The 15598-nt window shown below is 51.3% G+C and carries 13 protein-coding genes; 12 read left to right on the top strand and 1 reads right to left on the bottom strand.

Annotated elements, in window-relative coordinates; all coding sequences use genetic code 11:
* The first annotated feature begins 97 nt into the window (after positions 1 to 97).
* Positions 98 to 1030: a homoserine O-acetyltransferase MetA gene (gene metA, locus PGS38_RS00315; RefSeq protein ID WP_055228462.1), complete on the top strand. Its 933-nt coding sequence runs from the start codon at positions 98 to 100 to the stop codon at positions 1028 to 1030.
* An 87-nt stretch (positions 1031 to 1117) separates the two neighbouring features.
* On the opposite strand, the gene PGS38_RS00320 is transcribed toward metA, so the two are convergent.
* On the bottom strand, positions 1118 to 1351 hold the full coding sequence (locus PGS38_RS00320) for a helix-turn-helix domain-containing protein (RefSeq protein WP_022462523.1): 234 nt from the start codon (positions 1349 to 1351) through the stop codon (positions 1118 to 1120).
* Between the two features lie 238 nt (positions 1352 to 1589).
* Here PGS38_RS00320 and PGS38_RS00325 point away from each other — a divergent pair, with 238 nt between their 5' ends.
* The 11 genes from PGS38_RS00325 (at position 1590) to sdaAA (ending at position 15571) form a co-directional block, all read left to right on the top strand.
* Positions 1590 to 2363, top strand: a complete 774-nt coding sequence (locus PGS38_RS00325) for a DUF6062 family protein (protein WP_117509116.1) — start codon at positions 1590 to 1592, stop codon at positions 2361 to 2363.
* 31 nt (positions 2364 to 2394) lie between these two features.
* Positions 2395 to 4464, top strand: coding sequence for an LTA synthase family protein (locus PGS38_RS00330; RefSeq protein WP_117804013.1), 2070 nt, complete (start codon positions 2395 to 2397; stop codon positions 4462 to 4464).
* A 121-nt stretch (positions 4465 to 4585) separates the two neighbouring features.
* A complete protein-coding gene (locus tag PGS38_RS00335; protein ID WP_022462526.1) occupies positions 4586 to 6217 on the top strand; it encodes an ABC-F family ATP-binding cassette domain-containing protein in 1632 nt (543 codons plus the stop codon).
* Positions 6218 to 6219: 2 nt separating this feature from the next.
* Positions 6220 to 8583, top strand: coding sequence for a DUF2298 domain-containing protein (locus tag PGS38_RS00340; RefSeq protein ID WP_117804014.1), 2364 nt, complete (start codon positions 6220 to 6222; stop codon positions 8581 to 8583).
* Between the two features lie 116 nt (positions 8584 to 8699).
* Entirely contained in the window at positions 8700 to 9374 is a 675-nt protein-coding gene (locus PGS38_RS00345) for a polysaccharide deacetylase family protein (RefSeq protein ID WP_158581083.1), read from the top strand.
* A gap of 113 nt (positions 9375 to 9487) precedes the next feature.
* Positions 9488 to 10810 carry a replication-associated recombination protein A gene (locus tag PGS38_RS00350; RefSeq protein ID WP_022462529.1) on the top strand — a complete coding sequence of 441 codons (1323 nt, stop codon included), beginning with the start codon at positions 9488 to 9490 and terminating at the stop codon, positions 10808 to 10810.
* A 14-nt stretch (positions 10811 to 10824) separates the two neighbouring features.
* Positions 10825 to 11772 (top strand): tRNA modification radical SAM protein MnmL/YtqA, encoded by a 948-nt coding sequence (gene mnmL / locus PGS38_RS00355; RefSeq protein ID WP_117804016.1) that lies wholly within the window; start codon positions 10825 to 10827, stop codon positions 11770 to 11772.
* Positions 11769 to 12287 carry a DUF4364 family protein gene (locus tag PGS38_RS00360; RefSeq protein WP_022462531.1) on the top strand — a complete coding sequence of 173 codons (519 nt, stop codon included), beginning with the start codon at positions 11769 to 11771 and terminating at the stop codon, positions 12285 to 12287. Before mnmL ends, PGS38_RS00360 begins: the two co-directional genes overlap by 4 nt.
* A gap of 107 nt (positions 12288 to 12394) precedes the next feature.
* Complete coding sequence (locus tag PGS38_RS00365) at positions 12395 to 13987, top strand: peptide chain release factor 3 (protein WP_022462532.1); 1593 nt, start codon at positions 12395 to 12397, stop codon at positions 13985 to 13987.
* A gap of 38 nt (positions 13988 to 14025) precedes the next feature.
* A complete protein-coding gene (gene sdaAB / locus PGS38_RS00370) occupies positions 14026 to 14709 on the top strand; it encodes an L-serine ammonia-lyase, iron-sulfur-dependent subunit beta (RefSeq protein WP_055218253.1) in 684 nt (227 codons plus the stop codon).
* Complete coding sequence (sdaAA, locus tag PGS38_RS00375) at positions 14699 to 15571, top strand: L-serine ammonia-lyase, iron-sulfur-dependent, subunit alpha (protein ID WP_055228454.1); 873 nt, start codon at positions 14699 to 14701, stop codon at positions 15569 to 15571. The genes sdaAB and sdaAA overlap by 11 nt, the downstream gene beginning before the upstream one ends.
* The last annotated feature ends 27 nt before the right edge of the window (positions 15572 to 15598 follow it).

Consider the following 15598-nt stretch of genomic DNA (forward strand, 5'->3'; position numbering starts at 1 on the left):
AGCAGACGGCAGAAATTCCTGCCGGAAAAAGCAAACCGCCTGTCTGCGCAGAGAAAAGCGCGGCAGATCAAGAAGAATAGAAACGAGGAAAAAGAATATGCCGGTTAAAGTTCAGGCAGATTTACCTGTAAAAGAAATACTCGAAAGCGAAAATATATTCGTCATGGACGAGACAAGAGCGGTTCATCAGGACATCCGTCCGCTGAAGATTATGATCCTGAATCTGATGCCGCTCAAAGAAGATACCGAGCTGCAGCTTCTGCGCTCCCTTTCCAACACCTCCCTGCAGGTTGATGTCACCTTTCTGATGGTGGCAAGCCACGAGGCGAAAAATACATCGACCAGCCATCTGAACACGTTCTATGTGAAATTTGAGGATGTGCGGAAAAATTATTACGACGGTATGATCATCACCGGTGCACCGGTCGAGCAGATGGAATTTGAAGAAGTTGACTACTGGGATGAACTGACAAAGATCATGGACTGGACGAACACACATGTTACCTCCACGATGTTCCTCTGCTGGGGAGCCCAGGCGAGTCTGTATCATTTCTACGGACTGAAGAAACGGATGCTTCCGGAGAAGAAATTCGGGCTGTTCTGGCACAAAGTCAACAACCGCAAGATCCCGCTTGTGCGAGGCTTCGATGACGAGTTTTTGGCACCGCATTCCCGCCACACAGAAGTACCGATCGACGATATCCGTGCCTGCAAAGATGTCACGATTCTCGCAGAGTCCGACGAAGCCGGATTCTATCTTGGCATGGCGGAAGAGGGAAGAAAGATTTTTGTGATGGGTCATCCGGAGTACGACCGTATGACGCTCGACGGCGAGTACCACCGCGATAAAGACAAAGGACTCCCGATTGAGATTCCGAAGAACTATTATAAAAACGACGATCCAAATACAAAACCAGTGCTTTTATGGCGGTCACATGCGAACAATCTGTACACGAACTGGCTGAACTACTATGTATACCAGGTGACCCCGTATAATCTTGACGGAACTCCGGATTTTTCGGGAAAATAAGAGAGAAAAAGCCCCCGCACCGGGCGCACACCGGCTGCGGGGGGTTGCTGTAAAAATCTGCTATAAAAAACGGAAAGCTTTCCGGGCTTACCGTTTGAAATCAAATAATGTTTTCAGCGGAATTTCGAGTGCTTCCGCAATATCCATCAGCTTGTTTAGAGACAGAGAGGTATGACTGTTTGGCGCTTCGATGTTGCTCATATGTGTACGGCTGATCTGGACAGCTTCGGCAAGCTCACTTTGCGTTAATCCGCGTGCTCTGCGATAAAAAGCGATGGTAAGACCGAGGAGGCGCATCTCCTCCGTATGACGTTCTCCCATTGCTATGGCTCCTTTCTGAACAGAGTGATACAAAGACTTATATAATATTTATCTTAAACGATTAAATACCAAAAAGAAACAACTTTAAATTTTTATAATGCACATGTAAATTGTGCAAAATATAGAAATTATCCATCAGAATAATAGGAAAACAGGAAAAAGAGTTCTTTTGACAAATGAGAGGTTTTTGTGTATGCTGTAGAAAGCACCAACAAATAAAATCGGAGGTTTTTACATTATGAAAGAGTCGATCCATACCATTCCGCTGATGGATGCATTCAAGGCGGAAGATGAGTGCCCGTTCTGCTATCTGGAGCGGGAAGCAGAGCAGCATGCGATTTCGTTTGCGCTCGGTTCCGGCGCATCCTATATGGAGGATGATGTGCGTGCGGAAACAGACGCGATGGGATTCTGCCGCCACCACTATAAAATGATGTACGATTACGGAAACCGTCTCGGAAGCGGTCTGATTTTATCCACCCATCTGAAAAAACTGAACCAGGAGCTTGCCGCACAGATGGATCTGTTTGCACCGGGAAAATCCTCGGTGTTCAAGCGGATGCAGAAGACATCCCTCGACAAACAGGGCCGTGAGACTGCGATCGGCCAGTGGATTGATGAGAAGACGCATTCGTGCTACGTCTGCGATCACTTCAAGGCAAACTATAACCGCTATCTTGATACGTTCTTTGATCTCTACAAAAAAGACGAGGAGTTTGCAAGACTGTTCCGCGAGGGAAAAGGCTTCTGTCTGCCGCATTTTGCGGATCTGGTAGAAACGGCGGAGAAAAAGCTGAATGATAAACAGAAAGCGGAATTTTACCCGACTCTGTTCAAAATCATGAAAGAAAATTACCAGCGGCTGCAGGAAGAGGTAACATGGTTTACTGACAAATTCGATTACCGCAACAAGGATAAGGACTGGGGAAATTCAAAAGATTCCATCCAGCGCTGTATGCAAAAATTAGGCGGCGGCTATCCGGCGGACGAGCCGTTTACGGAAGGATTATAATTCTTGTTTATAAAAGGAGCATAAAGTTTCGATGCAGAAGTTTTATCAGAGATTAAAAGAGAATCAAAAGGAGCGCGCCCGGTGCGCGTTTCTTGTTTTGGATTTCGGCGTGCTGGCGGTGCTGCTGTTTCTGGCGCGCCCGCTGCTGGATACGACGGCGGCAGACCGGGAGTGGAGTATTCACTTTCTGTTCCCATGCCTGCTGGCGTGTATCATACTGACGACAGTTGTCAGTTTCTGCCGGTTTGCTGCAAAGCCGGACCAGAAACCAAAACCGCGCTATGTGGGATGGAAACAGCCGATTCTGATGCTGGCAAACGCAGCCTATCTGTTTGCCACACTGGAATTTGTCACAAACAGCCAGTTCCGGGAGATGAAATGGTATTATGCGTTGTTGAATATCGGTGTCATTTTCGTACTTTCCATTCTCGTTTCCCTCTTTCTGAACTCCATCCGCCGCGCGATGATTTTCATGAACATCTTTTATTTCTGCATGAGTCTGGTATTCTACTATGTTTATCTGTTCCGCGGAGAAGCGTTCCAGCTCATCGACCTGTACAGCATTGCGACGGCGGCGGACGTAGTCGGCGGCTACAAATTCGAGATCACAGGTGAAATCGTGACTTCGTTTATCACGATGATGCTCGTTGTGCGCCTCTGGCTGCAGAGCCGGGAATATCGTTTTGCACGGAAAACGAGAAATAAAATTCTGCTCCGCGTGGCTGCTGCTGCGCTGACGCTCGGAACATACCTGGCGTACATGAATCTGAACTGGAACGCCGAGTTCGGTGTCATCAGTGACCTCTGGAATCCGGCGAAGACATACCGCCAGTACGGAACGACAGTCGGTTTTACCGCGGTCGCCAAATACATGCGCCTGACACCGCCGGACGGCTATTCGAAAGACGAAGTGACAGCGATTGCCGATACGAGCGAGAAAGAGACGAAAACAGAAGATCTTCGAAAAGATAATGCGGATAGCGTGACACCCGTCAACATCATCGCGATCATGAACGAGTCGTGGTTTGACTACCGTTCCGTCGGCGATCCGCAGACGAGCGAGAGCTACATGCCGTTCCTCGACTCGCTGACCGAAAATATCATCAAAGGGCACACGCTGACGTGTACCAAGGGCGGCGGAACAGCAAAAACGGAGTATGAGTTCCTGACCGGAAACTCCTGCAAGCGGTTCCCGGGCATGGTGCCGTACGTCAGCTACTTTACGCACAGCCAGTATTCCCTTGTCACGACGTTAAAAGACCAGGGTTATCAGGCAATTGCGATGCATCCGAACAAGGCGACAAACTGGAAGCGGAGCACGGCATACCGTTTCCTTGATTTTGATGATTTCATCTCGATTGATCAGTTCTCCGATACGGCCAAGCGGTACCGCGGCATGATCAGCGATCAGGCGAACTATGAGAAGATCGTGGAAACCTACGAGAACAAGGAGCCGGGCAGCCCGTTCTTCCTCTTTGATGTGACGATGCAGAACCACAGCGGCTACACGAACCGTTATTTCCAGGCGGATATCAACTGCAACGGCTACGACAGTGATGAGGCCGATCAGTATTTCTCCCTGTTAAAGCTTTCCGATGAGGCAATTTCCTATCTGATCCGGTATTTCCAGCAGGTGGACGAGCCGACGATGATCATTATGTTCGGCGATCATTCCCCGAAACTGCCGGATGCGTTTGAAACATGGATTGCCGGAGACGCCTATCAGAATCTTTCGGTCGAGGATCAGGAGAAGTTCTATGGAACCCCGTTCTTCATCTGGACCAACTACAGCATGAAATCCGAGAGCAATGTCTGGATCAGCACAAATTATCTCTCAAGCTATGCGTTAAGCCTTACCGGCCTGGAACTGACGCCGTACAACGAGTATCTGCTTGACCTGCGCGAGAAGATGCCGGCGCTCAATCACCTCGGCTTTTTAGCAAGTGACGGAACCTGGTACCGCTGGAACGACAGCGATGCGCCGGAGGAGGATCTCGAGTACGAACGGCAGTATGAATGCCTGCAGTACAATGAACTGATCGACAAAAAAGACCGGGATGACAGCTTTTTTACAATTTCCGGTGAAAAAGACGAAGAATAAGGGCTTTCCCTACTTGCCAGAAAACGGAAACCTATGGTAGACTATACTCCGTATGACCGGGAAACCCCGGCGGTAACTTCACGTTTACAATTAAGAATAAGAAAATGAGGTTTTAAAAAGTATGATTGCAGCAAATAATGTGACACTTCGTGTCGGAAAAAAAGCGTTGTTTGAAGATGTCAATATCAAATTCACCGAGGGAAACTGCTACGGCATGATCGGTGCCAACGGAGCGGGAAAATCAACCTTTCTGAAAATCTTGTCCGGCCAGCTTGAACCGACAAACGGAGACGTAACCATCACACCGGGCCAGCGTCTTTCCTTCCTCGAGCAGGACCACTTCAAATACGACAGCTATCCGGTACTCGACACCGTTATCATGGGAAATGCCCGTCTCTATGAGATCATGAAAGAGAAAGAGGCGCTGTACGCAAAAGAAGACTTCACAGATGAGGACGGTATCAAAGCGAGCGAGCTCGAGGGTGAGTTTGCAGAGATGAACGGCTGGGAGGCAGAGACCGATGCAGAGCAGCTCTTAAACGGCCTTGGCATTGAGCCGGAACTGCACTACGCACAGATGGCAGACCTGACCGGTAGCCAGAAGGTCAAAGTTCTTCTTGCAAGAGCCCTGTTCGGAAACCCGGACATCCTTCTTCTCGACGAGCCGACCAACCACCTGGACCTCGATGCGATCGAGTGGCTTGAGGAGTTCCTGATCAACTTCGAGAATACCGTTATCGTCGTATCCCACGACCGTTACTTCCTGAATAAAGTCTGCACCCAGATCGCAGATATAGATTACGGAAAAATCCAGCTCTATGCCGGAAACTACGACTTCTGGTTTGAGTCCAGCCAGCTGCTGGTAAAACAGATGAAAGAGGCGAACAAGAAGAAAGAGGAGAAGATCAAAGAGTTACAGGACTTCATCTCTAGATTCAGCGCCAACGCATCGAAGAGTAAACAGGCTACTTCCCGTAAGAAAGCCCTGGAGAAAATCCAGCTCGACGATATCAAACCGTCCAGCCGGAAATATCCTTACATCGATTTCCGTCCGAACCGTGAGATCGGAAACGACGTTCTGCAGGTAGAGGGACTGACCAAAACCGTAGACGGCGTGAAAATCCTGGATAACTTAAGCTTCACCCTCGGAAGAGAAGATAAAGTTGCTTTCGTCGGAAGCAACGAGCAGGCGATCACCATGCTGTTCAAGATTCTGACCGGAGAAGAAGAGCCGGATTCCGGTTACTACAAATGGGGCGTAACCACTACACAGGCTTACTTCCCGAAGGACAACACCGCAGAATTCGACTGCGACCTGACGATCGCAGACTGGCTGACCCAGTATTCCGAGATCAAGGACGTAACGTATGTCCGCGGATTCCTCGGAAGAATGCTTTTTGCCGGTGAGGACGGCGTGAAACGTGTCAGAGTCCTTTCCGGAGGAGAGAAAGTGCGCTGCCTGCTCTCCAAGATGATGATTTCCGGTGCAAACGTTCTCGTTCTTGACGAGCCGACCAACCATCTGGATATGGAGTCCATCACTGCACTGAACAACGGTCTGATCAAATTCCCGGGCGTGCTGCTGTTCACCTGCCACGACCATCAGTTTGTACAGACTACAGCAAACCGTATCATGGAGATCCTTCCGAACGGCGCGCTGATCGATAAGATGACCACCTACGACGAGTATCTTGCAAGCGATGAGATGGCAAGAAAACGTCATGTCTATACAATGACAGAGGAAGATAATTAAAGATGAGCAAAAAGACGACAGTTTCCGGCATTCTGCTGGTGTTGCTTGTGCTGGCCACAACGCCGCTTCTTGGAACGGACAACGTTTCGTTCCTGAAGTGGTGGCTTATGACCCTGGTGCTCGGTATTGGATTTTATCCGGCTGCCGCAGCGCTGTTTCCGCGGTTTCATGACCGGGGATGGATGTTTTCTAAAGTGCTTGGCATCGTTGTTTCCGGTTTTGCTGTATTTGCTCTTGGAAGCTTCGGACTGGTTCCGTTTACCGCACCGGTCTGCCTGATCACAGTCGGTGTACTGATCCTGGCTTCTTGGATTTTCGGATGTTTTAAGGTACGCGTCCATGCGCCGGAAATCGACTTCCTGATGATGGAAGAAGTGTTGTTTTTCGCCTTTTTCCTTCTCTGGACCTATCTTGCGGGCTTTCACCCGGAGGCACACGGAACCGAAAAATTCATGGATTATGGTTTTATGAAGGCCATGATGCGCAGCACCGCCGTTCCGGCAGAGGATCTCTGGTACAGCGGAAGCGGTATTAACTACTATTACGGCGGCCAGTTCTATGCCGTATTTCTGACGAAGATTACCTTCACGGATGTAAAGCAGACGTACCATCTGATGCGTACGATGGTGGCATCGTTCGCGTTTGTTCTGCCGTTTTCGATCACCTACCATCTGGCAGAGTCGCGTGCGTGCCACCGCATCCGGAAAGAGGGCGGCAATAAAAGCCAGATTGCACCGGTGCTTGGCGGTCTTCTTTCGGGAGGCGCCGTTTCCCTTGCCGGAAATATGCACTATGTGATTTACGGCTGCATCCGCCAGTGGCTGGGACTGAACGAATCGGCTTACTGGTTCCCGAGTTCGACCCGCTATATCGGGTATGACCCGCTTGTGGAAAATGACCGCACGATTCATGAGTTTCCATCGTATTCCTTTGTGCTCGGCGACCTGCATGCCCATGTGGTGAATGTCATGTTCGTCCTGCTGGTGCTGGGCCTTTTATATTCCTACGTGAAAAATACCTGCCGTGATCCGGAAAAAGAGTGGAAATGGTCGTTAAAAGACGTTCTGCTTCAGCCGCAGATCATCGCGGCGGGCTTTCTGATCGGTGTGTTCCACTGGTCCAACTACTGGGATTTTGTTATCTATTTCGTCGTGATTGCAGGCTTCTCTCTGTACGGTGCGCTGTACCGGTATCATGCGCGGGCGAAAGAGACGATCGGAACGGTTCTCCTGCAGGCTGCAGAAGTTTTTGCAATTGGAACAGTTGTCGCCCTTCCGTTTACAATGAAGTTTGAGACGATGGTTTCCGGTGTCGGCATTGCCAGGCACCATTCGATGCTGTATCAGCTGACGATTCTCTGGGGCCTTCCGACGGTGCTCGTTGTGCTGTTTATCGCAGCCGTTCTGCTAGCATGGCGGAAAAACTGTCATCTTCCGGGCATGGAGCGGCAGGGACAGATTGTACTTGCCGATGGAAAGACGCAGGAAGAGGTGGAAGAGCAGGCCGTTGCCCTGATTCTGGGAGAGAAAAAACCGGAGCCGGGCGAAAAAGAAACGGCGGAAAAGCCAAAAAAAGTTTCTGCCTTCTGTAATTTCTGGAGAGAGATTGCGGTGAGCGATATGGTGATCGGTATTTTAGGCCTCTGTGCCATCGGCCTTATCATCATTCCGGAGCTCGTCTATGTGCGCGATATCTACGAAGAATCGTATGCGCGCTCCAACACGATGTTCAAGCTGACGTATCAGGCATTTATCCTGTTTGGGATCTGCATGAGCTACATCATCACGCGGTTCCTGCTCTGGAAAAAAGAGCGGATTCTGCAGGTGTTCGGCGGAATCGGGCTGGTACTGCTTTTATGGACCTTCGGCTATTTTGGAACGAGCGTGTACTCCTGGTTCGGAAATATTTTCGATCTGTCCGAGTACCGCGGACTCGATGCGACAGCGTATCTGGAAAATGTCTTTTCCGAGGACGCAGGTGCCATCCGCTGGCTGGATGAAACAATAGAAGGACAGCCGGTTGTGCTTGAGGCGAACGGCGACAGCTATAGCGATTACGAGCGCGTTTCCGCAATGACCGGTCTTCCGACCGTGCTTGGATGGTATGTCCATGAATGGCTCTGGAGAGGGGATCCCGCAGACTTAAATGTCCGCGCCGAGGATGTGAAACAGATGTACACCTCGACCGATACGAATGAAGTGCTGCGCCTGCTGGAGCAGTATCATGTGACCTACATTTTTGTGGGAAGCAAAGAAAAGGAGAAATATGGCGATGCGCTGAACGAATCGCTGCTGCAGTCCATCGGAGATATCGTTTACCAGGATACTGCGTCCGGTACGTATATTCTTCAGGTACAGGATACATAAAGAACAAAAACAGGAGAAAAGAACCGCCGGGTGCGGCATCTTTTCTCCTGTTTTTCATATAATACAGGGAATGCAGAAGAAAGTGCGAAGGGCAGACCATGCGGAGATTCCGAAAAGTGCGGCACGTTCCTCTGCCGCTTCTGGCTGTGATGATGGCGGCTATTCTGTTTGCAGAGCTGGCACGGTGTGAAAGAGAAGGCGCGAAAGAGACAGCGGCGGAAGCAGAAAAAAGTGTGCCCCGCCGTGCGGCGCTGACATTTGATGACGGGCCGAATGCGTGCTATACGCCGGAGGTGCTTGAAATTTTAAAAGAAAATGAAATTCCGGCAACGTTTTTTCTGCAGGGGCAGTGTCTTGCCGGAAACGAAGAAATCGTCCGCCGGATGCATGCGGAAGGCCATCTGATCGGAAATCATACGTTTCATCATGTTCAGCTTACGAAAGTATCAGAAGAGGAAGCGAGGGAGGAGGTCGTGAAAACAAGCAATGCAATCTACGAGATCACAGGGGAATATCCCGTCTATATCCGTCCGCCGTTCGGGGAATGGAGAGAGGGGCTGGACCTTGCAGTGACGATGATCCCGGTACTCTGGGATGTGGATTCCCGCGACTGGGAGAGCCAGAACACCGCGTCGATCTGCAGCGCGGTGCTTCCGAATGTGAAGGATGGCAGCATTATTCTCATGCATGACGGCTACCGCGCGACGGTGGAAGCGCTGCGGCGGATCGTAAAAGAATTAAAAGAAGAGGGATACACGTTTGTGACGGTGCGTGAGCTGATTGAAGAATAGCTTCCGCGGATTCCATCGAACATAGTTGCGGAGAATCCGAGATTAAGGGGTTGAGGATACCCGCCAAAATGTGATAAGATAAATGGCAGGAAGAAAAATGGGGTGAAAAATACATGGATTTGTTTGATTATATGAAAGAAACCACAATGGAAAAAGAGTCCCCCCTCGCATCGCGCATGCGCCCGACAACGCTGGACGAGGTGGTTGGACAGGAGCACATCATCGGCCCTGGAAAGCTGTTGTACCGTGCGATCAAGGCGGATAAACTCGGCTCCGTCATTTTCTACGGCCCTCCGGGAACGGGAAAAACGACGCTTGCCCGCGTCATCGCCAACACGACAAGCGCAGAGTTTACCCAGCTGAATGCCACGACAGCCGGCAAAAAGGATATGGAAGAAGTCGTAAAAGAAGCGCAGCAGCGGATCGGCATGTACGGCAAAAAGACGATTCTTTTTGTCGACGAGATCCACCGCTTCAACAAGGGGCAACAGGATTATCTGCTTCCGTTTGTGGAGGACGGCACACTCGTTCTGATTGGCGCGACGACGGAAAACCCGTATTTCGAGGTCAACGGGGCGCTGATTTCGCGTTCCATTATCTTTGAATTAAAGCCGCTCGAAAAAGAGGACATCGAAAAACTGCTGGAGCGCGCGGTGACGGACCCGGTAAAGGGGCTCGGGACGTACAACGTTGTGCTCGATGCGGATGCAAAAGAGTTCCTTGCCGACATCGCAGGCGGTGACGCGAGAGCGGCCTTAAATGCAATCGAGCTGGGCGTCCTCTCAACGGAACGTCAGGCGGACGGAAAAATCCATATCGATCTCGAAACGGCATCGGAGTGCATCCAGAAGCGCGTCGTGCGGTACGACAAGACGGGCGATCAGCATTACGATACGATCTCTGCATTTATCAAGAGCATGCGTGGTTCTGACCCGGATGCGGCGGTCTTTTATCTGGCCAAAATGCTGTATGCCGGGGAGGATATCAAGTTTATCGCCCGCCGCATCATGATCTGCGCGGCGGAGGATGTCGGCCTTGCCGATCCGAATGCCTTAAATGTAGCAGTTTCCGCGTCCCTTGCCGTGGAACGCGTCGGCATGCCGGAGGCGCAGATTATTCTGGCGGAGGCAGCCACGTATGTTGCCTGTGCACCGAAGAGTAATTCTTCGTGCGAGGCAGTCTTTGCGGCGATGAAGACGGTCGGAAGTGTGCGGACGTCGGTTCCGCCGCATCTGCAGGACGCCCATTACAAAGGTTCTGCCAAACTCGGCCACGGTCAAGGCTATCAGTATGCACATGATTACCCGAATCACTACGTCGAGCAGCAGTATCTGCCGGACGAGATCTTAGGAAGCCGTTTCCTTCATCTTGGAACGAACGGCTATGAGCAGAAGATCCGGGAAAACTTCAAAAAAATTGGAAAAGACATCGAATAAAAGGGGAAGAAATCATGACAGACTGGCTTGGAAAGCCGTATTATTCGCTGGACGCCTATCTGAAAAAGACGTTCGGGGAAAAAGTGTACAAGCTCTCGCTCGACGGCGGGATGACGTGTCCGAACCGGGACGGCACCTGCGGTGACCGGGGCTGCATTTTCTGCAGTGCGGGCGGCTCCGGTGATTTTGCCGGGGACAGAAACAAATCCATCCCGGAACAGATCCGGGAGCAGAAATCCCTCCTGCAGCAAAAGCGGCCGGTGCATAAGTTCATCGCTTATTTCCAGGCGTATACGAACACGTACGCGCCGGTGGAATATCTGGAAAAAATTTTCCGGGAGGCAATTTCGGACGAGGAGGTCGTGGTCCTTTCGATCGGAACGAGACCGGACTGCTTAGGGGAAGAGGTTCTTTCTCTGTTAGAAGAGCTGAACCGGATCAAACCGGTCTGGGTGGAGCTGGGACTGCAGACGATGCATGAAAAAACGGCACAGTATATCCGAAGGGGCTATCCGCTTTCCTGTTTTGAACAGGCAGTAAACGAGCTGCACAGGCGGGGGATTCCCGTGGTTGTCCACACGATCCTCGGTCTGCCGGGGGAGGGACAGGAAGAAGTCTTTGCAACAATGGATTACCTGAATGGACTTTCCATTTCCGGCATCAAGCTTCAGCTGCTTCATGTGCTGAAAAACACGGATCTTGCGGCGGACTACGCGGCCGGAAAATTTGAGGTGCTGGAGCAGGAGGCGTATCTTACCCTTGTCATCGACTGCCTGCGGCGCCTCCGTCCCGATCTTGTGATCCACCGTGTGACGGGAGACGGCCCCGGGGATCTTCTGATTGCACCAACATGGAGCCAGGCAAAACGCACCGTCTTAAATGAGCTGCATCATCGCATGAAAGAAGAACATGCGTATCAGGGACAGCTTCTGGACGAAGAAAAAGGAGGAAACACACCGTGATTGAATCATCCTTTACGTTATACAAACTGATTATTCTCTACATGCTGCAGAATGTGAATTTTCCGCTGTCAAATACACAGATTTCGGATTTTATCCTGGAAAAAGAGTACACGAACTACTTTCATCTCCAGGAGGCGTTAAGCGAGCTGCAGGATACAAAGCTGATCGAGATCGAGAAGGTGCGCAACACCTCGTACTACCACATGACTGAGGAGGGCAGCAAGACGCTTTCCTTCTTCGAAAACGAGATCTCTCCGGAAATCCGGGAGGAAATCGACCGCTATATGAAGGAACACTCCTATGAACTGCGGAAAAAAGCGTCCGTTGTGGCCGATTACTACAAGACCGCGGGAGATGACTACGAGGTCCGCTGTCAGGCAAGAGAGCGGAAGACGACTATTTTTGAGATTGTCGTGACGGTTCCGTCCGAGGAGGCGGCCAAAAAGATCTGCAGCAACTGGGAAAACCGGAGTCAGAAGATTTATGCTTCGATTATGAATGAACTGTCAAGATAACGATTGACAGGAATGGTGGCATATAATAGAATAAATTAGTATGTCTAAAAAGCATAAACATGGAAAACATAGTAAATAAGATTTTATATTCTAAAGGAGATAAAACCGTGCCTGATTATACAAAAGAAATTGAAAGACGGCGTACCTTTGCCATCATTTCCCACCCGGATGCCGGTAAAACCACACTGACTGAGAAATTCCTGCTGTACGGAGGAGCGATCAATCTCGCCGGTTCCGTAAAAGGAAAAGCGACTGCGCGCCATGCCGTATCCGACTGGATGGAGATCGAGAAAGAGCGTGGTATTTCCGTTACCTCTTCCGTTCTGCAGTTCAATTACGACGGCTACTGCATCAACATTCTGGATACCCCGGGACACCAGGACTTCTCGGAGGATACGTACCGTACCCTGATGGCAGCCGATTCCGCCGTCATGGTTATCGATGCATCGAAGGGTGTCGAGGCACAGACCAGAAAGCTGTTTAAAGTCTGTGTCATGCGCCACATCCCGATCTTTACCTTCATCAACAAGATGGACCGCGATGCGAACGATACCTTCGAGCTGCTCGACGAGATTGAAAAAGAGCTCGGCATTGCAACCTGCCCGATCAACTGGCCGATCGGTTCCGGAAAGAAATTCCGTGGTGTTTACGACCGTGACAAAAAGAAAGTCCTTACCTTCTCCGATACAATGAAGGGAACAAAGGAAGGTATCGAGGAAGAAATCGATATCGACGATCCGCATCTTCTCGATGTGGTCGATGAGGACCAGAAAGAACAGCTCATGGATGAGATCGAGCTGCTCGACGGCGCAAGTGCAGAGTTTGACCAGGAGCTTGTCAGCAAGGGAGAGCTCTCCCCGGTATTCTTCGGATCTGCGCTCACCAACTTTGGTGTGGAGACTTTCCTGCAGCACTTCCTCACGATGACGATGCCGCCGCTTCCGCGTACGGCAGACTGCGGCGTAATCGATCCGGTCAAAGAGGATTTCTCTGCGTTTGTCTTTAAAATCCAGGCAAACATGAACAAAGCACACCGTGACCGTATCGCATTCATGCGCATCTGCTCCGGCAAATTCGACGCCGGAATGGAAGTCTTCCATGTGCAGGGAGGAAAGAAAATGCGTCTTTCCCAGCCGCAGCAGATGATGGCGAGTGACCGTCATATTGTTGATGAAGCATACGCCGGCGATATCATCGGTGTATTTGACCCGGGCATCTTCTCTATCGGAGATACGATCTGTATGCCGGGCAAAAAATTCGCATACGAGGGAATTCCGACCTTCGCGCCGGAGCATTTTGCAAGAGTGCGCCAGCTCGATACGATGAAGAGAAAACAGTTCGTCAAGGGAATTTCCCAGATTGCACAGGAAGGTGCGATCCAGATTTTCCAGGAGTACAAAGGCGGCATGGAGGAGATCATCGTCGGCGTTGTCGGCGTCCTGCAGTTTGACGTTTTAAAATACCGTCTGGAGAACGAGTACAACGTGGATATCCGTCTGGAGAACCTGCCGTATGAGCATATCCGCTGGATCGCAAACAAAGAGGAGATCAACCTGGACCGTATTCAGGGTACATCCGATATGAAGAAGGTCATGGACCTCAAGGGAAATCCGCTGCTTCTCTTTGTCAATCCGTGGAGTGTCGGCATGGTACAGGATCGAAACAAAGACCTTGTGCTGACCGAATTCAGCAAAAACTAAGAACAAAAGAGCGGGATGCCGCTTAAAAAGGAGAAGGAATGAACTTATTCGATATTCTGGGCCCTGTGATGGTCGGTCCGTCGAGTTCGCACACAGCGGGGGCAGTGCGGATTGGATGGATGACGCAGAAACTTCTCGGGGAACAGCCGGTGGAAGCAAAAATACTGATGTACGGTTCCTTTGCCGCAACGGGAAAGGGCCATGGAACGGACCGCGGTCTCGTCGCGGGTCTTCTCGGCATGCGGCCGGATGACGAGCGGATTCCGGACAGCTTTGAAATTGCCCGGAAGATGGGTCTTTCCTATTCATTCGGCATCGCCAATCTGACGAGTGCCCATCCGAACAGCGTCGTTCTGGAAGTAAAGGGAAAGAGCGGCCGGACGCTCGAGGTGCAGGCGTGCTCCCTTGGCGGCGGCCGTATCATGATCAACCGCCTCGACGGGCTGGATGTCAACTGCAGCTGCGAGATTCCGACCCTGATCGTCCACAATCTGGACCAGCCGGGCCACGTAGCCGAGGTTACGTCGATGCTGGCACATAAGTCAGTCAACATTGCGAATATGTCCCTCTACCGCGACAAGAGAGGCGGATCGGCCGTCATGGTCGTGGAGATGGATCAGCCGCTTCCCAAAGAGTCGCTGGAATGGCTGGAGCATCTTGAGGGCATTGTAAAGGTAACATACATCAACGTAACGGAAGGAGAAGAGGACGATGTCTTATAATTCACTGGAAGAAATTGTCCGGGAGTGCCAGGAAAAAGACCTGCCGTTTGATGAAGTCATCCTTCTGGACGATATGAATGAGAGAAATGTAAGCCGCGAAGAGTCCATTGAGACGATGCGCGGCATGTGGGAAGCCATGAAAGGCGCTGAACGGAATTATGACGGTTCGCTGCAGTCGAGAAGCGGTCTTGTGGGCGGCGCCGGAAAGACGATGCGCGCGTATGTCGAGAGCGGGAACACGCTCTGCGGACCGTTTGTCGGAAAAGTTATGGCATCTGCACTTGCGATGGGTGAGTCAAACGCCTGCATGAAGCGGATCGTTGCAGCACCGACCGCAGGAGCGTGCGGTGTGCTTCCGGCTGTGCTCGTGAATTACCAGAAAGAGAAGGGGACAGCGGATGAGCAGATCGTGCGTGCGCTCTACACGGCAGCCGGTATCGGCCAGGTCGTTGCGGCGCGGGCCTACATTGCGGGCGCTTCCGGCGGCTGCCAGGCCGAAATCGGAACAGCAAGCGCGATGGCGGCAGGCGCACTGACCGCACTTGGCGGCGGCACTCCGTCCCAGATCACGCATGCGGCAGCGATGGCATTAAAGAACCTGCTCGGTCTCGTGTGTGACCCGGTCGGCGGTCTTGTCGAGGTCCCGTGCGTCAAACGGAATGTGATCGGTTCCGTGAATGCACTTTCTGCGGCGGACATGGCACTTGCGGGAATCATAAGCCGCATTCCGCCGGATCAGGTGATCGATGCGATGCGGGAAGTCGGCGACCAGATGCATCCGAGTCTGCGCGAAACCGGCCAGGGCGGCCTTGCCAACACGCCGGCAGCACGCGAGTGGTGCGCGGCACAGGAAGAAGAATAAAAAAAACTTTTATTTTCGGAAAACTTT

Source organism: Fusicatenibacter saccharivorans, from assembly GCF_027667425.1.
In the GTDB taxonomy this organism is placed as follows: Bacteria; Bacillota; Clostridia; order Lachnospirales; family Lachnospiraceae; genus Fusicatenibacter; species Fusicatenibacter saccharivorans.